Raw genomic sequence first — 20,878 nt, 5'->3', positions numbered from 1 at the left:
ACCTCTCCTACCGGAGCCGTCAGTACCAGTTCCCATTCGGGGGGGCTGGCGCGACGGGTGGTGGCGGCGGTGGCGGTGGCGGTAACGCCGGCGGCGGTGGCGGCGGTGGGCTCGGCGGTGGCGGTGGTGGGCTCGGCGGTGGCGGTGGTGGGCTCGGTGGTGGCGGTGGTGTCAACGGCGGCGGTGCGGGCGGCGGTCTCAACGGTCTCGGCCAGGGTGGGTTCGCCACCGGCGGGCTGGGCAGCGCCGGACTCGACCAGCTGATCGCGACCAACGACCTCCAGAACCGCGGCCTCGGGGCCCCCCTCCAGAACGGCGGCTGGGAGACCTACACCAGCAACAACATCGTCGGGCCCGAGTTCTCGATCAACATGGCCGCCACGCAGGGGCGCTGGACCGTGTCCAGCGACCTCAAGTTCACCGCCGGCTTCAACTGGCAGAACAACATCTACCGCGGCTCCAACTTCCCCGACTCGCTGGCCGCCGACTACTTCCGCACGACCTTCGTGTCGGCCAACGTCGTCGCCCAGTCGGCGTTGTCGAACTCGCAGGCCAACATCACCGGCGATCCGATCCTCGTGCAGATCTACGGCGTCGGCCAGCAGAACGCCACCAACTCCGCCGAGCACACGTTCACGTTCACCCCGATCGGTGAATGGCGGCTCGGGGCGCAGTTCCGCGTCAGCCAGGCGATCCTCCTCCACTGCGGCTACACCGGCATGTGGCTCGGCCAGATCTCCCGGGCCAGTTCCAACACCGCGTTCCTCTCCAAGACCGACACGGTGCTGACGAGCATCGCCAACCCCAACTACAACCCCGGTACGATCCTCCTCGACGGCAACGGCGAACCCGTGCTCGTCAACGGCTCGCCGGTGATCGTCGGGGCCAACGATCCCTCGGCCCCGATCGACAACGTCCGGACGACCGTCGAGCCCCGGCCGGTGCGCTACGGCCGGATCGGACCGGCGCCGACGCGGGTCCAGGACTACGTGTTCAGCAACGGCATCGATTTCGGCGTCGAGATCAAGTACTGATCCCGTCGCCGCGGTCGAGGCCGGCGCCGAGCCAGTCGGCGGTGCCGCCGCGGACCTTGGCGAGCCGCTCGAGCCGCGCCACCAGCGGCTGCCAGAGTGGATCCGGCGGCACCGGCTCGACGGCCGTCGGCAACGGCACCGGCAGCCCGTCGCGGTCGACCTGGACGAAGCCGAACAGGCCGTCCATCCAGGGCACCGCCTGGCCGGCGAGCGGCATCCCGACCACGGCCACCGCAAGGTAGCACTGGCGCACGTCGATCACCGCGGCGCGGACCTCGACGAGCGTGCCGACCGGCACCCCCTGGCGGCACTCCACCGACAGCACACGGCGAAGCACGAGATTGGCACCGGGGCCGGCACCGCGCGTCGCCGCCGCATAGCCCGCCTCGAGGGCGTAGCGCAGCAGGCTGCCGGCGTACAGCGTGCCGTAGTGGTTGGCGTCGGCCGGCAGGACGAGACGGTGGCTGACGATCGTTCCGGTCGGCGCCATGCGGCGTTCCCTGCGGTTCGCGAACACGCCGGCGCCCGACGGTCGCCGCGGCACGGCGCCGCGGTCAGCGAGCCAGGCCGGCGGCGCCGCGCGGCGCTCCCCGCACCAGCGCCGGGTCGATGCGGCCGAGCTCCTCCTGCGCCGCGGCCACCGTCCGCCGGATCTGCTCCGGCGTGTGGCGCGAGGTGATGAAGAACCGCAGCCGCGCCGCCCGCTCCTCGACGGCCGGGTAGAGGATCGGCTGCACGCTGATCCCCCGGGAGAACAGCGCCCGCGACAGCCGCAGGGCGTTGAGCGAGTTGCCGAGGATCACCGGCACCACGCCCGAGCCCGCCGACATTCCCGTGTCGAGCCCCGCCTCGCGCGCCAGCTGCACGAACTGCCGGGCGTTGGCCTGGAGCCGCGCCACGCGTTCCGGCTGTCGCTCGAGCAGCCGCAGCGCCGCCAGCGCGGCCCCGGCGGCCGCCGGCGGCAGCCCGACGGAGTAGACGAACCCCGGAACGGTGTATTTCAGCCAGCGGATCAGCGTCTTGCTGCCGCCGATGTAGCCGCCGCAGCTCCCCAGTGCCTTGGAGAGCGTCCCCATCCAGATGTCGACGCTCGCGGGGTCGACGCCGAAGTGCTCGCCGATCCCGCGGCCGCGCGGCCCCATGACGCCGATCGAGTGGGCCTCGTCGACCATCAGCAGCGCCTTGTGGCGCTTCGCCAGGCCGATGAACCGGGGGAGGTCGGCGAAATCGCCGTCCATGCTGTAGACCCCCTCGATCACCACCAGCACGCGGCGGTACTGGCCGCGCACCTGGCGGAGGAGCTGTTCGGCAGCCTCCCAGTCGTTGTGGGGAAACGGCCGGCGCCGGGCCCCGGAGAGGATCGCCCCCTGGAGCAGGCTGTTGTGGGCCAGGGCGTCGTGGAGGACGAGATCCCCGGGGCCGACGACGTGGCCGATCACCGTCTCGTTGGTGGCGTGGCCGCCGACGAAGGTCAGCATGTCCTCGGTGCCGAGGAACCGGGCCAGCGCGCCTTCGAGCTCGCGATGGATCGTCTTCTCACCCGACACCAGCCGGCTGGCCGAGACGCTCGTGCCGTAGCGGTCGATCGCCGCCTTGGCCCCGGCGGCGACGTCGGGGTCGCCCGACATGCCGAGGTAGTTGTAGGTCGCCCAGCTGATCATCTCGCGGCCGGCGATCGTCGTCCGGTCGGCGGTCAGCCCCTCGTGGACGGTGAAGTAGGGGTCGTCGAGCCCCGAGCCCCGCACCATCGCGAAATTCTGCTCGAGGGCGCGGACCTCGGGGAACTGGGCGATGTCCCAGGCCTCGGGCGCGATCGGCTCGGCGACCATCGGCAGGGCGGCGACGTCATGCGCGCCGGCGGCCACCGCTCCCTCCTTGAGCGCCGCGGCGCCGGGGAGATGGTCGAGGATCGCCTCGGCGACCTCGCGGCAGGTCTCGATCTGCGGCAGCACCTGCTCGGGAAACCGTCCGCCGAACGTCTCCTCGAGGCTGGCGACGATCTCCATCCGCTCGAGCGAATCGAGGCCGAGCTCGACGATGTTGGAATCGAGCGAGAGCTGCGAGGCCCGTTCCTTGGCGATCGCGCGGACGTGCTCGAAGACCCTCTCGACCAGCGCCCGCGGCAGGTCGCGCTGCGGACCGGTGCGGCGCTCGTCGACGGGGCGCTGCCGGGCGAGGCGCGGCGCCTCGCCGACGCGGCGCGGGGCGGCCGGGGCGTCGGCCGACGGGATCACGGCCCGCACGGCCCGGTCGCCGGCCAGCCACCCGACGTGCTGGTCGACGACGTCGAGCGTGCCGTCGAGGAACTGCCGCTTGCAGGCGTGGCGCTGGATCTTGCCGCTCGACGTCTTGGGGATGCTGTTGGGGCGGACCATCACCAGCCCCTCGACGGCGACCTCGTGCTCGATCGCGACCTGCTTGCGGATCCGCTCGAAGGCGTCGGAGAGATCGGCCTGGTCGCGGCTGCCGCGCTCGATCTCGGCGACGACGACGACGCGCTCGCGCCCCTCGACGTCGAGGGCGAAGGCCGCCACCGATCCGGCGCGGACGACCGGCGTCGCACGCTCGACGGTGTGCTCGATGTCGTGCGGGTAGTGGTTGCGGCCGCGGATGATGATCAGGTCCTTGAGCCGGCCGGTGACGAACAGCTCCCCCTCGTCGAAGAACCCGAGGTCGCCGGTGCGGAGGTAGGGCCCGGGGTTCGGCTCCCACGCCTTGAGCGACTGCGGCGCCGCCGGTGCCACCGGACGGGCGAGCATCGCGCCGAACGTCTCGGCGGTCTCGGTCGGGCGCTGCCAATAGCCCTGGGCCACGCTCGGGCCGCTGACCCAAATCTCGCCGACCCGCCCCGTCGGGAGCGGCTCGCAGGTCGAGGGGTCGACGATCCGCACGTCCTGGCCGTCGAGCTCGCGCCCGCTGCCGACGAGGCGCCGCGTCCCCGGGGCGAATCCGGTGCGGAGCACGGCCGATCCGGTCTCGATCGCGGCGGCGTCGAAGGCGCGGATCACCGGCGGCTCGAACTTCATCCCGCCGGTCACCATCAGCGTGCTCTCGGCGAGCCCGTAGCAGGGGAAGAACGCCTCGCGGCGGAACCCGCACGGCCCGAAGGCCTCGCAGAAGGCGTCGATCGTGTCGGGGCGGACCGGTTCGGCACCGTCGAAGGCCAGCGACCAGCTGGAGAGATCGAGCCCGCGCCGTTGCTCGGGGGTGATCTTCCGGACGCACAGCTCGTAGGCGAAGTTCGGCCCGCCGCTGATCGTCGCCTTGTAGCGCGAGATCGCCTGGAGCCAGCGGAGCGGCTTCTGGAGGAAGGCCACCGGCGACATCAGGACGTTGAACTTCCCGCCGTACAGGGGCACGAGGATCCCGCCGATCAGCCCCATGTCGTGGAAGCTCGGCAGCCAGAACACGCCCGACTGGCTGCGCGTGATCTCGAACGCCTGCATGATCCGCAGCGAGTTGTGGAGCAGATTGGCGTGGGAGAGCATCACCCCCTTGGGCATCCCGGTGGAGCCGCTGGTGTACTGCAGGAAGGCGAGCGTCTCGCCGTCGATCGCCGGGCGCTCCCAGCGGTCGGCCCACCCCGGTTCGAGCTCGCCGTCGACGCGCCACAGGAGCTTCTCGAGGCTCGGCGCGGCGGCGCGGAGGGCGTCGAAGCGGTCGAGGACGTCGCGCGTGGTGAGGGCCACGGCCGCACGGGAGTCGGCGGCGATCGCCTCGATGCGCTCCACCGAGCGGTTCTTGCGCGGCGGATAGGCGGGCACGGCGATGGCGCCGCCGTACAGGCAGCCCATGAACGCCGCCACGAACTCGAGCCCGGGGGGAAACAGCAGCAGGACCCGCTCGCCGGTCATCCCCGAGGCCATCAGCCAGGCGCCGAGCGCCCGGGCCTTCCGGTCGAGCTCGGCGTAGGTGATGTTGAGCTCTTCGGTTTCGCCGTCGACGAGGAACGTGAACGCCCGGTCGTGGGGGCGGTAGGCGGCCCGCTGGGAGAGCAGGTCGACGATCGTCTCGGCGAATGACGCCTCGGAGGTCCCTGGGATCGGATTCACTCTACTGCGCCTCCGCCTGCCTGTCGGGCCCCGGTTTCGAGCCGGGCGCATGCCAGCCGACCGAGGGCGACTGACCTCTGGGATTTCGGCAGGTCCTTGCGGGAATCCCGAAGTCTACCCCCGCCACCCAAACAACCGGAAGTATCGCGAGAGCCCGGTGAACCGGCGGTTTGCTGGGCGAAACTCGAAAAAACACGCTGTTCGGCGGCTCCGGCACCGCGGCGGCTGGCCCCCCGGAGGCTGCCGGGGGGAGCGGTCGCGAAGACTCCGCCGGCGACGGTGACCTTCCGGCGGCGCGACCTCCACGGCGGTACCGCTCACCCCCCGGGCGCTGCGGCAAGACGATGGAAGACGCGTTCCAGTTCGACGAACCGCTCGGGGGGCAGGTCCTCGGCACGGACGTCGGCCGGTAGCCCGAGCGTCGCGTACAGCTCCTCCACCAGCCCCCGTGCGGCGGCGGTGCGGCGGCCGCCGGCGAGCCCGAGCAGGACACCGCGGAGGACCTTGCGGCGGTGGCAGAAGACGTCGCGGACGAAGCGGTGGAACCGCGTCCGGTCGTCGAGCAGGGCGCGCCGGGCGGGGTCGAGGTCGATGCGCACGATCGCCGATTCCACCCCCGGCCGCGGCCAGAACGACGCCGGGGGCAGGACGCGGACGATCTCCCCGCGGCACTGGGCCCCGACCCACACCGACAGGGCGTTGTAGGAAGAGGTTCCCGCCACGGCGGTCATCCGCTCGGCCATCTCCAGCTGCACCGTCACCGCCGCCGCCGTGAACGGCTCGGGGAGGGCGAGGAGGTTGGAGATCACCGGCGTGGCGACGCAGTAGGGGAGATTGGCGACGAGGAGGAACCGCCCCTCCGGCGCCGCCCCCCGCGCCGCGGCGACGGCGTCGAGCACCGCCGGCGCGAGCCGGTGCTTGCCCGCCAGCGCGTCCCCCTCGACGAACGTCACCGTGTCGAACGCCACCAGCCGGTCGCGGGCCAGCTGCGCCAGCCGCGGATCGATCTCGCAGGTCACGACGCGGGCAGCGGTCGCGGCGAGCCGCTCGGTCAGCGCCCCTGTCCCGGTGCCGACCTCGAGGACCACGTCCCCCGGCTGGACGGCGGCCGTCCGTTCGAGAAGGTCGAGGAGATTGAGATCGATGAGGAAGTTCTGCCCGTGACGGGCATTGATCGAGAACCCCACCTCGGCGAACAGCTTCTTCAAGTAGGCGGCCGTCTGCCGCGGCGGCGGGTGGGCCTCTCCCCGATCACCCGCGCCGCTCCCCGGTGGCTCCCTCACGGCGCCCCTCCCGCGGTCCACTCCGCCGGCGCGGAGCCACCGGCGAGCAGCCGGGCGACGTACTTGCAGACCAGGTCGGTCTCGAGATTCACCGCATCGCCGACGGCGAGGTCGCCGAGCGTCGTTTCGGCGAGCGTGTGGGGAATGAGGGCGACGGTGAAGAAGTCGCTCCCCGCCTCGACGACCGTCAGGCTGACGCCGTCCACCGCCACCGATCCCTTCGCCGCCAGCTGCCGCGCCAGCTCCGGGGGGGCGGCGAAACGGCAGGTCACCCACTCGCCGTCGACCTGGCGGGTCGCCAGGCGGCCGACGCCATCGACGTGGCCGGTGACCAGATGCCCGCCGAGCCGGTCGGAGAGGCGCAGCGACCGCTCGAGGTTCACGCGGCTGCCGGGGCCGAGCGCGGCGAGCGTCGTCCGGGCGAGCGTCTCGGGGCCGAGCTGAAACTCGACGGTGTCGCCGTCGCGGGCCACCACCGACAAGCAGCAGCCCCCGACACACACGCTCTCGCCGATCTCGGCGTCGGCGACCAGCGCCGCCGTCACCGTCAACCGCCTTCCGGCCCCTTCGCCGTGGCTGGCGATCACCCGCCCGACAGCCGCCACCAGACCCGTGAACATCGTCTCCCGGCCGTCTCGGACCGGGTCCTTCGGAGGCTCCCGGCAGCGCCTGAAGCGGGAGAACGCGCGCCGCAAACGCCACGCTGCGCACGACGAGGATACCACGGCGTCCCGCCGCGGCGGCGCCGCAGCGCCAGTCCCCTTTGCGGCGGGCGCGGCGCGGAGGCACAATCCCCCGCGGAAAAGCCCCCGCCCGTCCGCCTCCGAGAGGGAACCCGCGCATGAGCATGATCGTCGACGTCCACGCCCGCCAGATCCTCGACAGCCGAGGCAACCCCACGATCGAGGTCGACGTCAGCCTCGACGACGGCGCCTTCGGCCGGGCGGCGGTCCCCTCCGGCGCCAGCACCGGCGCCCATGAGGCGTGGGAGAAGCGCGACGGCGACAAGGCGGTGTATCTCGGCAAGGGGGTCCTCGAGGCCGTCGAGAACGTCAACACGCGGATCGCCGAGGAGCTCGAGGGCCTCGACGCCCTCGACCAGACGACCGTCGACGAGCGGATGCTCGAGCTCGACGGCTCGGCCAACAAGAAGAACCTCGGCGCCAACGCGATCCTCGGCGTCTCGCTCGCCGTCGCCCACGCTGCCGCCGAGCACTGCGGCCTGCCGCTGTACCGCTACCTTGGCGGGGCCGGCGCCCGGCTGCTCCCCGCGCCGATGATGAACATCATCAATGGCGGCGCCCACGCCGACAATCCGCTCGACGTGCAGGAATTCATGGTCTTCCCGCTCGGCTTCGACATCTTCGAAGACGGCCTCCGCGCCGGCGTCGAGACGTTCCACGCCTTGAAGAAGGTCCTCAAAGACAAGAAGCTGGCGACCTCGGTCGGCGACGAGGGGGGCTTCGCGCCCCACATCGGCACCTGCGCCGAGGCCCTCGAGGTGATCCTCGCCGCGATCTCCAATGCCGGCTACAAGCCCGGCGAGGAGATCGCCATCGCCCTCGACGTCGCCGCCACCGAGCTCTACGACTCGAAGACCGGCCGCTACACGATCGAGGGGAAGACGCTCGACAGCGCCGGGATGGTCGAGTTCCTCGCCAGCCTCGCCGGCCGCTACCCGATCGTCTCGATCGAGGACGGCTGTGCCGAGGACGACTGGCAGGGTTGGAAGGCGATCACCGAGAAGCTCGGCGACAAGGTCCAGCTCGTCGGCGACGACCTGTTCGTGACCAATTCGGAGCGCCTCGAGCGCGGGATCGGCGAGGGGATCGCCAATTCGATCCTCGTGAAGGTCAACCAGATCGGCACGCTGACCGAGACGATCAACGCCGTCCAGATGGCCCACCGCGCCGGCTACACCTCGATCTCGAGCCACCGCAGCGGCGAGACGGAGGACGCGACGATCGCCGATCTGGCCGTCGGGCTGTCGACCGGGCAGATCAAGACCGGCAGCGCCTCGCGGAGCGACCGGATCGCGAAGTACAACCAGCTCCTGCGGATTTCCGAGTCGCTCGGCGACGGGGCGATCTACGCCGGTCGCGAGGTGCTCGCGCGCTGGCCGGGAGTTTCATGAGGGGCGTGTCGTGACGGAGGAGCCGGTGGCGACGGGCCGAGGCGACGGGCATCGCGACAGCGCCCGGCAGCCGCCGTCGCCCGCGCGGGACGACGGTGTCGCGGCGGCCGGCGGGTTGTCTCCCGCAACGCCGCCGCCGCTCACCGACAGTGGCTGGTTTTGGGGGCTGGCGTTCGCGCTGGTGTCGCTGGTCGGCATCGGGCTGATCGCCCCCAAGTTCGACGTCCGGCAGCGGCAGATCGAGGGGCGGTTTCTCGGCCGGCAGAAGGCGGCGATCGAGCGGCAGCGCCGGGCGGCGGGTCTCGAGCCCGAAGACCTGGCCGACGCCGCCCGCGACCGCGACGACGCGCAGCCGGGGCGGATCGTCCCGTTGTGGACGCTCGCCGCCGGAGCGCTCGCCGCCGCCGCCGGCTGCGGCGCGATGCTCGTCCGCGAACGCCGCCGGCTGGCCACGGCCGCTCAGCCGATGATCGAGCGGCGCCGCGCGAGGTAGTCCCAGACCACGAACCGGTCGAGCTCCTTCCCGGCGGTGAAGAACACGCGCCCGTGCGCCGTCCGTGCCAGCCGGTAGGCGAACTGGATGTCCTCGCGCGACTGCGACCAGCCGGAGAGGAGGAACACGTTGACCGTGATCCCCTCGCGGCGGCAGGCCTCCGCCTCGCGGAGCGTGGCCTCCTCGGTGCGCCGGTGGGGCGGGTAGAGGAGGTACAGCTGCTGCCCCTCGAAGTGCGCCGTCGGGAGGCCGTCGGTGATCAGGATCACCTGGCGGTTGGGGGTGTCCTGCCGGGCAAGGTGCTGCCGCGACAGCTGCAGGGCGTGCTGGATGTTGGTGAAGTGCGGGGGGATCTGCGACTCGGTGATGTCGGGGTTGCCCATGTCGGCGCGGAGGCGGACGACCGAGTCGAAGATCGTCACCGGCTTGGGGAGCAGCGTCGCCACCTCGCCGGGCTGCCGCGGCTTGGCGAATGAGTACATCTCGATGAACTGGAGGTAGTCGCCGGGAAACTCGCGGAGCACGAGCCCCTGCAGCGCCAGCGCCATCTTCTTCACGCTCACGTGCAGGCCGCCGTAGCGCATCGACCCGCTCATGTCGAGGACCACGGTGGTGGCGCACTTGGGCGTGTTGCGGGTCTTGTGGACGAGGATGTCGCGCGGCTCGAGGCGCAGCGGCCCGCCGCCGGAGCGGAGCATGGCGTTGACGAGCGACCCGGGGATGTCCATGTGGGCGACCGAGTCGCCGAATTCGTAGGGGCGCGTCGGCACCATCTCGACGGCGCCGTCGCCGACGATGCCCGCCTGGTGGCGACCGGTGCGCGACGGGTCGAGGGCGGCGAAGATCTTCTCGAGGAGCTTCCCCTGGAAGACGCGCAGCGCCTTTGGCGTCAGCTGCCAGCCGCGGCGCGTCTTCTCGAGCCCTTGCTGGGAGGCCATCTGCTCGACGAGGTCCTCGACCTGGCGGCGCAGCGCGGCCAGGTCGTCGAGCTGCCCCTCCTCGGCGTAGCGGCCGAGGGCGGCCATGTCGATCAGCCCGATCCGGGCGTTTTTCCGCGCCTCGGCGATCTGCTCGAGGAGGCGCTCGATCTCCTCGAGCTCCTCCTTGATCGCGAGGGCGCGCTCGACGGTGAGCCGCTCCCGGCCGGTGAACGTCCACCGCGCGGAGAGGGTGTCGATCTCGTAGACCGCGCCGAGACGCTCGGTGAGGGCGACGAGCTCCGCGCCGAATGGCGATTGGTCGTCTTCCTGGGCGTACCACAGCCGCTCGAGTTGGCGGAGCTGCTCGCCCCGGATCGCCTTCTCGAACGCGTCGCGGTGCTGCTTCGGCGGCCGGACCCGCTCGGCAGCACGGCGAAACTCGTCGCGGGCGCGCTTCCGTACCGTCTCGGCCTCGTAGCGCGCGAGGATTGCCGCGCGGCGCTCCTCGAGCGCGCGGCGGAGGGCGTCGAGCGAGGGGCCGAGGCCTCGGATCTGCTCCGGGTCGAGCTCGATCGCGTTGGCCAGTTCCTCGTCGGTGAGCTCGTCGACGCTACCGAACTCGAGGAGGTGCTCCATCGCCGGCGAGACGAGATCGACCTCCGGAGGCCGCGGCGGCGGGATCCGCGCCGGGTCATAGCGCTGGTAGGAGTGGACGATCCCGCCGAGGGTGTCGCGGTTTGGCACGGGTCACCGGAATCCGGAGGTGTCGTAGATCGTGCGGCCGTGCATCTGCAGGCGCGAGACGCGCTCGGTGGCGTAGAGGCCGGCGAGGACGAACTCGATGCAGCTGGCGCGGACGGCCGGGTCGCGCGAGGCGTTGACCTCGAAGGCCTTCTCCCAGACCTCGGGGACGTCGGCCACGATCCGCTCGTAGGCCGCCGAGGGGACCATGTCGCCGACCTCGATCTTCACGCCGGTGGCGAAGATCTTCGCGATCGCGTCGAGGCCGTGGCGGTCGACGTATTCCTCGAACACCGTCGCGATCGCCTGGGCGACGACGGCGTCGAGCACCTGCCGCTCGGTCATCTGGTGGCTGCCCATCATGTCGAGCTCGAGCTTGCCGAGGCTCGACGAATAGAGGTGGCCGAGATCGCTGACCCGGGGCACGGCGGGGCGCTCGCCGAGCCGCACCGCCCGCTGCCGGGCGCTGGCGACCATCGTCCGGTAGTTGGCGATCGAGAACCGGGCGCTGACCCCGGACTGCTGGTCGATGAACTTGCTGCCACGGGCCGCGATCGTGATCTGCTCGACGACCTCCTTCATGAACGGCGGCACGACCACCGGCCACTCGCCGCCGAGATCGACCCCCGCCTCCTGCTCGGCGACCTGGATCCCGAGGGCCCGGTCGCGCGGGTAGTGGGTGTGGATCACCGCGCCGATCCGGTCCTTGAGCTGGGGGATCACCTTGCCGGAGCGGTTGTAGGTCGAGGGGTTGGCGGAGAACAGCAGCATCACGTCGATGTCGAAGCTGACGGGATAGCCGCGGATCTGCACGTCGCGCTCCTCGAGGATGTTGAACATCCCCACCTGCACCAGCTCGTCGAGCTCGGGGAGCTCGTTCATCGCGAAGATCCCGCGGTGCATCCGCGGGATGAGGCCGAAGTGGAGCGCCTCCTCGGCCCCCATGCTCGTGCCGGCGGCGAGCTTGGCCGGGTCGATCTCGCCGATGATGTCGGCGAATTTCGTCCCCGGCGCGAGGCGCTCGGCGTAGCGCTCGGCGCGCGGCCACCAGGCGATCGGCACCGTCGCCGGGTCGTGCTCGGCGACGAGCCGACGGCCGCCGCGGGAGATCGGCGCCAGCGGATCATCGTGGAACGGGATCGCCGGATCGTCGAGGTACGGGAGCCAGTCGTCGAGGAACCGGGCCAGCGACCGCATCAGCCGGCTCTTCGCCTGCCCCTTCTCGCCGAGGAACAGCATGTCGTGGCCGGCCAGGAGCGCGACGTTGATCTCGGGGATCACGGTGTCGTCGTAGCCGACGATCCCGGGAAACAGCTCCGCGCCGCCGGCCAGGGCCCGGGTGAAGTTGTCGCGCACCTCGTCCTTCACCGACCGGCTGCGCCAGCCGGAGGCACGGAGCGCCGCGAGGGTGCGGGGGAGATCGGCGGGAGCGGACTGCGGCATCGGCGGGAGCCTCCGGGGACGTTTCAATTCTAGACGGCTCGCGCTTTCGGCCGCGCGATTCGGGCGCGGCGGAAAAATCGCCGCGGGGCTCAGATCCCCCGTTGCACCAGCGTCCGTAGCCCTTCGACGACGCGCGAGAACCGCGTCTGTGCCCGGTCGATGGCCTGCGTCTGCTGGGTGTCGCGGGCGCGTTTCATCTGCAGTTCGCGGGGCGTCATCTTCACGCGGCCGGAGGCGATGTCGATCTCCTCACGGGCGAGGCGCTGGGTGCGCTGGCTGATCGCCACCATGAATCCCTGGAGCATCGACTCCATCTGCGCCAGCGCGTGGCGGTGGCGCCCGAGCCGGAATTCGCCGTCGCGGATCTGGATGATCGTGGCCACGCCGGGGATCAGCCCGCAGCGCTGGGCGGCGTCGATGAGGAGCGTGAACGCCCCCATGTCGATGACCAGGTCGCGCTCCGCCGCATCGGGCAGTTTCGGCTCGAGGAGGTAGACGCTCTGGCGGCGGGCAGCCTCCTGGAGCCGCCCGACCGCCTCCGGCTTCATCGGCCGATCGTCGGGCCAGGAATGGAAGTGCACCAAGCCGTCGGCCAGCGCCGGCGACAGCGTGCGGATCAGATGGCTCGAGCGGGCGCCGACGACGAAATAGACCGTGTCCGACTCGGAAAACGCATGGTCGGCCGCGACCGGCTCGACGCGGTATTCGCCGCGGAGCCTGAGCAGCCGCTCGTCGGCGCTGGCGGCCGCGGCGAGCGCTTCCGCCAGTGTCGCTGAAGGGGGCTCGATGGGCTGCATGCCGGCCCGTTCCGCCGGTGGATCGAGATCGCCCCCGGTGCGTGGCAACCGCCGGGAGACCCCCATCATCGTAACGGGCCGTGGACCGCGTGATCAGCCGCAGAAGGGGGCCCGGCGGCGCCGGTCAGGCAGCGGCTGCCGGCTCAATCACCGGGAGGCGGATCGTCACCGCCGTGCCACGACCAACCGCCGATTCGACGCGGATCCGGCCGCGGTGACCGTCGACGATCTCGCGACAGGCCGACAGCCCCAGGCCGCTGCCCCCCTTGCCGGTGGCGTCGGGACCCGACTTCGTCGAAAAGCCGGAGTCGAACATCCGCCGCATCACTTCCGCCGTCATCCCGCACCCGGTGTCGCGGACGGTCAGCTCGACCGTCCCCTGGAACGGATCATGGACGAGTCGGACGATCAACCGGCCGCCGCCGGGCATCGCCTGGCGGGCGTTGACCAGGAGGTTGAGGAGCACCTGCTGCAATTGGCCGGGATTGGCGGCGATCCGCGGCACTGGCTGGATCTCGCGCTCGACCTGGACGCGGTACTTCGTCATTTCCCGTTCGAGGAGGACGAGCACGTCCTCGACGAGCAGGGCCAGATCGACCGGTTCGAACCGGTGGCTACGGCTCCGCGACATCCCCAGGACGCTGGCCGTGATCCGCGCGGCGCGCGTGCCGGCCGAGAGGATCCGCTCCAGGGCCTTGTCGCGGGTGGCGGCGTCCTTGTGGCGGAGGCCGAGTTTGGCGTAGTTGAGGATCGTCGTCAGAGCGTTGTTGAACTCGTGGGTGGTCGTGCCGAGGAACTCGCCGAGCGTTGCTCCCTTGCGCGCTTCGAGGAGCTCGCGTTTCAGGGCCGCGACCTCGGCTGCATGCCGCTGCACCATCGCGCGGAGCCGCGGGTCGGCCTCCAGACCGTCGAGCGGTGGGGGCACTGCTGGGGCTTCGTGGTCCCGGCCTCCGGTGCCGGAGGAACCTCCGGCGCCGGTCAGGACGGGGGCACGCCCCGCCGAACCATCCCGCCCATCGCCACTTCCGCCGTCAGCCCAGGTCACGCCCCCACCCCAGCCGTTTGAACCTTCCTCACCCGAAGCGATAAGTCTGTTGCAGGAAACGACTTCGCTCACACTTGGGCACTATCGGCTCCGTCCGTGGCGAACCGGAATGAGCATGCCCCACACCTTTCGTTTCGCTCGACCGTTCCAGTTCAACAGACGCCCGACGGTTTGATCGCGGCCGGTTTGCGCCACGCCGCCTACACTCTTGACCATTCCGGAAGCCGCCCTCCACCCCGGCCGGCGTATCCGACACGACCCACCCGACATCGCGAGGTGCAGATTGAACATGGCCTCTTCCCCCGATCCGCGGAGCCGAGCCTGCCGCCCACGCCGCGGCTTCACGCTCGTCGAGTTGCTCGTCGTCATCGCCATCATCGGCACCCTCGTCGGGCTGCTGCTGCCGGCGGTGCAGAACGTCCGCGAGGCGGCGCGGCGGATCGAGTGCAAGAACCATCTCAAGCAGATCGGCTTGGCGATGACCATGTACATGGATCGCAAGACGCGGGAGAAGTATCCCGACGCGGCGATCCTGCCGAGCGACGAGCTGCTGTTCTTCACGCCGACGCGGCCGATCAAGAGGAGCATCGCCTCGTTCCTCGGCCCCTACAGCGAGGACAACCGCAACATCTTCAAGTGCCCCTCCGACGTCTACTACTTCCAGAAGTCGGAGAAGGCGATCAACAAGCTCAAGGCCGACTTGAGCGCGATCGGCCGCAACTACGACACGGTCCGCCCGCCGGAATACGCCACGCTGCCCTACGAGGGGCTGAGCTACGAGTACCCGGCGCGCCGCCTGGCCAACAAGACGCGTGAAGAGGCGCAGAGCTACCGGGGCAGCACGGGGGCCTCGTCGAAGCTGTGGTGGATGTACGAATTCGAGGCGTTCCACTCGGGCGGGAGCGGAATCTTCTTCCAGGACGACATCGATTACAACGACCCCGACCCGGGCCGGCCGCCGCCGCAGGAAGGGGCACGGAACTTCCTCTTCGCCGACGGCCACGTCGAGAACCTCTGACCCCGCCTTCCCTGTCCGTGCACGTACCTGCCCGGCGTTTTCCCGTTCCGGAGCCGATTGATGAGCACCTCCGCCAGCCGAGCCGCCCGTGACTTCTCGTTCGACGACCGGCAGGGGTCGAAGGCGAAGGGAGTCTGGCTGTGGATCGCGCTCGGGGCGGTGGCGCTCGGCCTGGTCGGGTTCCTCATCGCCTGGCTGATGGGCTGGATCCGGTTCGGCACCGATCCGCGCGTCGCCGAGATCCGGACGATGGTCCAGGACATGCAGACGAAGTTCGCCGAAGGGCCGGCCACCGAGGCCCAGGCCAAGGAGATGGTCGCGGCGATGGGGGCGATGCGGCAGAAGATGGAAGACCTCCCGCCGAACCTGCGCCGCGAGGCGATGGGGGGCATGGGCCCGATGCGCGGGATGCAAAACGGCGTGAAGAGCTACTTCGCCGCCAAGCCCGAGGACCGCAAGAAGGTCCTCGACAAGCAGATCGACCAGATGGAAATGATGCGCAAGGCGTTCATGTCGTCGGGAATGATGGGCGGCGGCCCTCCCGGAGGCGGGGGCGGCCAGGGCCAGGCCGGCGGTGGCAACGCCCAGGCCGGCGGTCCCCCCGGCGGCCCGCCGCGTAGCGGCGGCGAGGAGGGGCGCAACAACTGGCGCAAGCAGATGCTCGACTCGACGAGCCCCGGCCAGCGGGCCCAGTTCAACGAGTACTTCCGCGCCATGGAAGAGCGGCGCAAGGAACGCGGGATGGGGTCGTCGCCGTGGGGCCCGCGCGGCTGACGCGGGCGCGGCGATGATCGACACGCTCGGCCTGCTCGCCGAGGCGGTCCATCTGGCCGCCGAGCTCGGCCACGAAGTCCGCGAGGAACCGCTCGGCGACAGCCCGGGGGGGGCCTGCATCGTCGCCGGAACCCGGCGGATCCTCGTCAACGCCGACCTCCCGGCGTCGGACCGGCTGGCGGTGATCGTCGCGGCGCTCGCCGCCGACCCGCGCACGGCCGAGGAGCCGATGAGCCGCGCGCTCGCCGACCGGCTCGCCCGCGCCGCGGCTGCCGGGCCGCGCGGCTGACGGCGCGGTCAGGCGGGTGCCGCGCCGCGGTACAGCCCCCGCTCGGCGACATAGCGTTCGACGGCACGGGGCACCTGGTAGCGGATGCTCCTCCCCGCGGCGAGCAGCGCACGGATCGTGCTGGAGCGCAGATCGACGGCGGGAATCGCGACCTGCTCGGCGACGAGCGTTGCCACGCCGTCGGCGTTGAGCCAGCGGTCGAGCCCAGCCGTGCGGCAGGTGGTGGCGACGTCGTCGACCCCCGCGCGCGCGACGGCCACGATCCGCGCCCGGGCGAGGATCCCGACCGGATCGCGCCACGTGGCGAACTGCGCCAGCGAGTCGGGGCCGAGGATCAGGTGGAGCGTCGCCCCGGGATGCGCGGCGCGGAGCGCATCGAGCGTGTCGACGGTGTAGCTGACGCCACCGCGGTCGAGCTCGACCGTCGAGACGGCGAAGGCGTCGTGGCCGCCGACGGCGAGGGACAGCATCTCGACGCGGTGGCGGCCGTCGGCGCGCGGGCCGTCGGGCTTGTGCGGTGCCCGGGCCGCCGGCACGAACAGCACGCGGTCGAGCGCCGCCCCCTCGCGACACGCCTCGGCCAGCAGCAGGTGGCCGGTGTGGACCGGATCGAAACTCCCGCCGAACACTCCCAGCCGCACGTCAGCCTCCCCGCCCGCTCCGCCGCGGCCCGTCGGCCCGGTGTGTTACAACGCCCCGTGCCGGCACGCCCCCAGGCTGGCGGCCGCTCGGGCGAGTGCTCCGATGGACGACCAGCATACGACGCAGCGGTCCCTGTTCGACACCCGGCCGGCGTGGCGCGAGGACGACGCGCGCCGCGGGACGATCGCGACCGTCGTCCTCCCCGAGGGGGTCGACCGGCCGCTCGACTACCTCGTCCCCGACGCCCTCGCCGACCGGGTCGGCCCCGGGCAGCGCGTCCACGTGCCGCTGGGGCGGGGCGACCGGCGGCGGCTGGCGTACTGCGTCGCCGTCCACACCGGCGAGCTGCCGCAGCGGCCGCTCAAGGCGGTCCTCGGCATCGAAGACGACACGGCGCTGGTGTCGCCGCGGATGCTGGCACTGACGGCGTGGATGGCGGAGCGCTGGCTGGCGCCGTGGGGGACGGCGCTGGAGGCGGTGCTGCCGGCCGGGGTCCGGTCGACGCGGAAGCCGCGCTCGACCCCGCGGCTCGAGCCGACGGGATACGCCTCGCGCCTCCCCACCGCGCTGCAGGCGCGCGTGCTCGCCGCGGCCACCGGCCCCATGACCGCCGCCGAGCTCGCCGCCGCCGCCGGCGTGGCCCCGTCGGTCGTCGCCCGGATGGTACGGACGGGCCTGCTCCAGCCGGCGGCCGACACGGTCGCCGCTCCGCCGCCGCCGCGCCCCCACGACCGGCCGGAGGCGCTGTCCGCCGCGCAGAGCGCGGCGCTCGAGGCGATCGCCGCCCCCCTCACCGCCGGCCGCCACGAGACGATCGTCCTGTTCGGCGTCACGGGCAGCGGGAAGACGGAGGTCTACCTCCGCGCCGTCGAGGAGACGATCCGCCACGGCCGGCAGGCGATCGTGCTGGTGCCGGAGATCAGCCTCACGCCGCAGACCTGCGACCGGTTCCGGGCCCGGTTCGGCCAGGTCGCCGTCCTCCACAGCCACCTCACCCCCGGCGAGCGCCACGCCCAGTGGCGCTCGATCGCGGCCGGCGGGGCCCGGGTCGTCGTCGGGGCGCGGAGCGCCGTCTTCGCGCCGGTCCCGCGCCTCGGCCTGATCGTGATCGACGAAGAGCACGAGACGAGCTTCAAGCAGTCGACCGCCCCGCGCTACCACGCCCGCGACGTCGCCGAGTGGATCGCCCGCGACGCCGGCGTGCCGCTGGTGCTCGGCTCGGCGACGCCGGCGCTGGAGACGTTCGCCCGCTGCCGCGCCGGCGAGTGGCGGATGTGCCGGCTGCCGGAGCGCGTCGGCGCCGGCCGGCTGCCCCCGGTGATCACCGTCGATCTCCGCGCTCCGGAAAACCGCCGTGGCGGCCCGGTGAGCCCGCGGCTCGTCGCCGGGATCCGCTGGGCGCTCGACGCCGGCGGGCAGGTGATGCTCCTCCTCAACCGCCGCGGGTTCGCCACGCAGGTCCAGTGCCGGGCCTGCGGCGAGGCGGTCCGCTGCCCGCAGTGCGACCTCACCGTCACGCTCCACCAGCCCCGGTCCCGCGGCGTCTGCCACGGCTGCGGGCTGGTGACGCGGATCCCCGAGACCTGCCCCGTGTGCCGCGCTCCCGGCCTCGTCCACCGCGGCACCGGCACGCAGCGCCTCGAGGACCACTGCCGCGCCGCTTTCCCGGGGGCCCGCGTCGCCCGGATGGACACCGACACGATGCGCGCCCGCGGCAGCCACGAACGGACGCTCGACGCCTTCCGCAATCGCGAGCTCGACATCCTCGTCGGCACGCAGATGATCGCCAAAGGGCTCGACTTCCCCGCCGTGATGCTCGTCGGCGTCCTCTCCGCCGACACCGCGCTCCACCTCCCCGACTTCCGCGCCTCGGAGCGCGCCTGCCAGCTCGTCACCCAGGTCGCCGGCCGCAGCGGACGCGGCGAACGGGGGGGCCGCGTCGTCGTCCAGACGAGCACGCCCGACCATCCGGCGCTGGTCGCCGCGGTGCGCCACGACTACGAGGCGTTCGTGGCCGCCGAGCTCCCGGTCCGCGAGGCGCTCGGCTACCCACCGGCCGGCGCGATGGTACGGATCGTCGTCCGCGGCCATCAGGAAGACCGCGTCGCCGCCTGGGCCGGTGAGGTGGCGACGCGGCTCCGCTCCGCCGCGACCGCCGCCGGGGCGGCGATCCGTGTCCTCGGCCCGGCCCCGGCGCCGATCGCCCGGCTCCGCGACCGCCACCGCTGGCACGTCCAGATTCACGCCGCCGACGGGCCGGTGCTCCGGGCGCTGGTGCGCGACGTCTCGGCGGCGCTGCAGACGCCGGCGGGCATCGCCTGGATCGTCGACGTCGATCCGGTCGAGATGCTGTAGCGTGGCCGGCGCCAGCGGTGGCCGCCCGGCGCGGCCCCGCGAGGCGCGCCACCACGCCGGGTTTCACCGCCGTCGGGGCGGCGGGTACGATTTGCCCGGAGGGACGCGCCGTTCCATGGCCTCCACGAAGCTGGGCGAATTGCTGGGCGAGACGAGCCTGGAGCGGAAATGCCGCTTCCTGTTCGGGCTCTGCCTGCTGGTCCTGATCACCGGCAGCTTCTGGTGGTACGGCAGCCGCACCGAGGCGCTCGTCTACGAGAGCACGCGGACAACCGGACGGCACCTCGTCGACGCGATCATGCTCCAGCGCCACTGGGTGACGCTCGAGGCCAACCGCAGCAAGTACGAGCCGCTCATCGAGAAGCTCGGCCGCGACCTGCAGCGCGAGCCCTACGAGTGGGTCCTGCTCGATCCGGTCGCCCCCCCCGACGTCGCCGACGGCTACGCCCGGCTCGACGTCGCGGTCCTCGACTACTTCCGCTCCCGGCCGGCCCCGGCCGAGGCCGACGCCGCGGTTCCCCCCGGCACCGGCGAGGAGCGCGAGTTCCGCACCTCCGACCGCAGCGAATACCACTACTACCAGCCGATCCGCGCCCGGGAGCGCTGCCTCGTCTGCCATGCCTACCGCGGGCCGACCGCCCAACCGGTGCCTCCGCCCCCGGACGCCCCCCCCCCCGAGGCGCTGGCCGCCGGCGCCCTGCTGGCGGTCGTCAAGGTGGTGATGCCCGACGGCGCCACGCGGACGGCGATCAACTGGAACCGGGCCACGCTCCTCGCCGCCGCGATCATGACCTGGTTCCTGTCGATGCTCGCCGCCTGGGCGATCGTCCGCTGGGTGATCGTCAAGCCGCTCGAGCACCTCCGCGACGTCAGCGACGAGGTCCGCCGTGGCAACGTCGAGGCCCGCGCCGAGATCCACACCACCGACGAGTTCGAGGAATTGGGGGTGGCCTTCAACCGCATGCTCCGCGGCCTCGTCGACACCCAGGAAGCGCTCCAGAAGACCAACGGCACCCTCGACGAGAAGGTCGACGAGCTCGCCCAGGCCAATCTCCACCTCTACGAGATGAACCGGCTGAAGAGCGACTTCCTCGCCACCATGAGCCACGAGCTGCGCACGCCGCTCAACAGCATCATCGGGTTCTCCGACGTGCTCGGGTCGATCGAATCGCTCGACGACAAGCAGCGCCGCTACGTGCAGAACATCCGCTCGTCGGGGCGGATGCTCCTCGAGATGATCAACGACATCCTCGACCTGGCGAAGATCGAGGCGGGGAAGATGGAGGTCCGGGCGGTGCCGTTCGACGTCGAGGCGGTCGTCTCGGCGCAGTGCGACATGGTCCGGCCGCTCGCCGAGAAGAAGGAGATCGACGTCGCCTTCGAGGTCGGCCCCGGGCTCGAGGTCATCGTCCAGGACCAGGCCAAGGTCCAGCAGATCCTCGCCAACCTCCTCTCCAACGCCGTCAAGTTCACCCCGGGGGGCGGGCGCGTCGACGTCCGCGCGCGCCTCCTCCCCGGTGCCGCCGGCGGGGGCGAGCTGGTCCTCGACGTCGTCGACACCGGCGTCGGGATCGCCGCCGAGGAGCAGCAGACGATCTTCGAGAAGTTCCGCCAGGGGGGGCTGCCGCGCCGTGGCGACGACGCGATGACGCGCGAGTACTCGGGCACGGGCCTCGGGCTGTCGATCGTCCGCGAGCTGTGCCGCCTCCTCGGCGGCGACGTCGCCGTCGAGAGCCAGCTCGGGCGCGGGAGCCGGTTCACGGTGCGGTTGCCGGTGGGGATTCCCGAGGATCGGGCGCCGCCGGCGCTCGCGGAACAGGTGGTCGCCTGACGGCATCGCCGCTGCGACAGGGAGGTG

At 71.9% G+C, this 20,878-nt stretch carries 16 protein-coding genes and 1 pseudogene; 7 read left to right on the top strand and 10 right to left on the bottom strand.

The features are described 5' to 3' along the window. Positions 1 to 19: 19 nt before the first annotated feature. The 5 genes and pseudogenes from FJ309_00315 to FJ309_00295 form a co-directional block, all read right to left on the bottom strand. Positions 20 to 199, bottom strand: a pseudogene (locus FJ309_00315) (hypothetical protein). Between the two features lie 824 nt (positions 200 to 1,023). Continuing rightward, positions 1,024 to 1,524, bottom strand: a complete 501-nt coding sequence (locus FJ309_00310; GenBank protein ID MBM3953059.1) for an acyl-CoA hydrolase — start codon at positions 1,522 to 1,524, stop codon at positions 1,024 to 1,026. 64 nt (positions 1,525 to 1,588) lie between these two features. After that, the gene (locus FJ309_00305) at positions 1,589 to 5,137 is read right to left on the bottom strand and encodes an aminotransferase class I/II-fold pyridoxal phosphate-dependent enzyme (protein ID MBM3953058.1); all 3,549 of its coding nucleotides are present in this window, start codon (positions 5,135 to 5,137) and stop codon (positions 1,589 to 1,591) included. Positions 5,138 to 5,403: 266 nt separating this feature from the next. Continuing rightward, positions 5,404 to 6,645 carry a ribosomal RNA small subunit methyltransferase A gene (rsmA, locus tag FJ309_00300; GenBank protein MBM3953057.1) on the bottom strand — a complete coding sequence of 414 codons (1,242 nt, stop codon included), beginning with the start codon at positions 6,643 to 6,645 and terminating at the stop codon, positions 5,404 to 5,406. Then, complete coding sequence (locus FJ309_00295; protein ID MBM3953056.1) at positions 6,366 to 6,989, bottom strand: riboflavin synthase; 624 nt, start codon at positions 6,987 to 6,989, stop codon at positions 6,366 to 6,368. Before FJ309_00295 ends, rsmA begins: the two co-directional genes overlap by 280 nt. A gap of 221 nt (positions 6,990 to 7,210) precedes the next feature. On the opposite strand from FJ309_00295, the gene FJ309_00290 reads away from it, so the two are divergent. Together FJ309_00290 and FJ309_00285 are read left to right on the top strand one after the other, a co-directional pair. Then, the gene (locus tag FJ309_00290; protein ID MBM3953055.1) at positions 7,211 to 8,503 is read left to right on the top strand and encodes a phosphopyruvate hydratase; all 1,293 of its coding nucleotides are present in this window, start codon (positions 7,211 to 7,213) and stop codon (positions 8,501 to 8,503) included. Positions 8,504 to 8,528: 25 nt separating this feature from the next. After that, the gene (locus FJ309_00285) at positions 8,529 to 8,996 is read left to right on the top strand and encodes a hypothetical protein (protein MBM3953054.1); all 468 of its coding nucleotides are present in this window, start codon (positions 8,529 to 8,531) and stop codon (positions 8,994 to 8,996) included. Here the strand turns inward: FJ309_00285 and FJ309_00280 are convergent. The 4 genes from FJ309_00280 to FJ309_00265 form a co-directional block, all read right to left on the bottom strand. Next, complete coding sequence (locus FJ309_00280) at positions 8,963 to 10,660, bottom strand: VWA domain-containing protein (GenBank protein MBM3953053.1); 1,698 nt, start codon at positions 10,658 to 10,660, stop codon at positions 8,963 to 8,965. The two genes, FJ309_00285 and FJ309_00280, sit on opposite strands and share 34 nt — an antisense overlap. A 3-nt stretch (positions 10,661 to 10,663) precedes the next feature. Further along, entirely contained in the window at positions 10,664 to 12,100 is a 1,437-nt protein-coding gene (locus tag FJ309_00275) for a magnesium chelatase (protein ID MBM3953052.1), read from the bottom strand. Between the two features lie 89 nt (positions 12,101 to 12,189). Then, positions 12,190 to 12,897, bottom strand: coding sequence for a hypothetical protein (locus FJ309_00270; GenBank protein MBM3953051.1), 708 nt, complete (start codon positions 12,895 to 12,897; stop codon positions 12,190 to 12,192). Between the two features lie 124 nt (positions 12,898 to 13,021). Continuing rightward, positions 13,022 to 13,774, bottom strand: a complete 753-nt coding sequence (locus FJ309_00265) for a sensor histidine kinase (protein ID MBM3953050.1) — start codon at positions 13,772 to 13,774, stop codon at positions 13,022 to 13,024. A 457-nt stretch (positions 13,775 to 14,231) separates the two neighbouring features. On the opposite strand from FJ309_00265, the gene FJ309_00260 reads away from it, so the two are divergent. From FJ309_00260 to FJ309_00250, 3 genes are read left to right on the top strand one after another with little or no spacing between them, the layout of a single operon-like run. Next, on the top strand, positions 14,232 to 14,960 hold the full coding sequence (locus tag FJ309_00260; GenBank protein MBM3953049.1) for a type II secretion system protein: 729 nt from the start codon (positions 14,232 to 14,234) through the stop codon (positions 14,958 to 14,960). Between the two features lie 60 nt (positions 14,961 to 15,020). Beyond that, on the top strand, positions 15,021 to 15,734 hold the full coding sequence (locus FJ309_00255) for a hypothetical protein (protein MBM3953048.1): 714 nt from the start codon (positions 15,021 to 15,023) through the stop codon (positions 15,732 to 15,734). Between the two features lie 13 nt (positions 15,735 to 15,747). Further along, positions 15,748 to 16,023, top strand: a complete 276-nt coding sequence (locus tag FJ309_00250) for a hypothetical protein (protein MBM3953047.1) — start codon at positions 15,748 to 15,750, stop codon at positions 16,021 to 16,023. An 8-nt stretch (positions 16,024 to 16,031) separates the two neighbouring features. On the opposite strand, the gene nadD is transcribed toward FJ309_00250, so the two are convergent. After that, on the bottom strand, positions 16,032 to 16,664 hold the full coding sequence (gene nadD, locus FJ309_00245) for a nicotinate (nicotinamide) nucleotide adenylyltransferase (GenBank protein ID MBM3953046.1): 633 nt from the start codon (positions 16,662 to 16,664) through the stop codon (positions 16,032 to 16,034). A 103-nt stretch (positions 16,665 to 16,767) separates the two neighbouring features. Between nadD and priA the strand changes: the two genes are divergently transcribed. Next, a complete protein-coding gene (priA, locus tag FJ309_00240) occupies positions 16,768 to 19,020 on the top strand; it encodes a primosomal protein N' (protein ID MBM3953045.1) in 2,253 nt (750 codons plus the stop codon). Between the two features lie 115 nt (positions 19,021 to 19,135). Next, positions 19,136 to 20,851 (top strand): HAMP domain-containing protein, encoded by a 1,716-nt coding sequence (locus FJ309_00235; GenBank protein ID MBM3953044.1) that lies wholly within the window; start codon positions 19,136 to 19,138, stop codon positions 20,849 to 20,851. The last annotated feature ends 27 nt before the right edge of the window (positions 20,852 to 20,878 follow it).

Source organism: Planctomycetota bacterium (assembly GCA_016872555.1).
In the GTDB taxonomy this organism is placed as follows: Bacteria; Planctomycetota; Planctomycetia; order Pirellulales; family UBA1268; genus F1-20-MAGs016.
The sequence above is the reverse complement of the archived record's forward strand: the minus strand, read 5'-3'. Positions and strand labels throughout refer to the sequence as shown.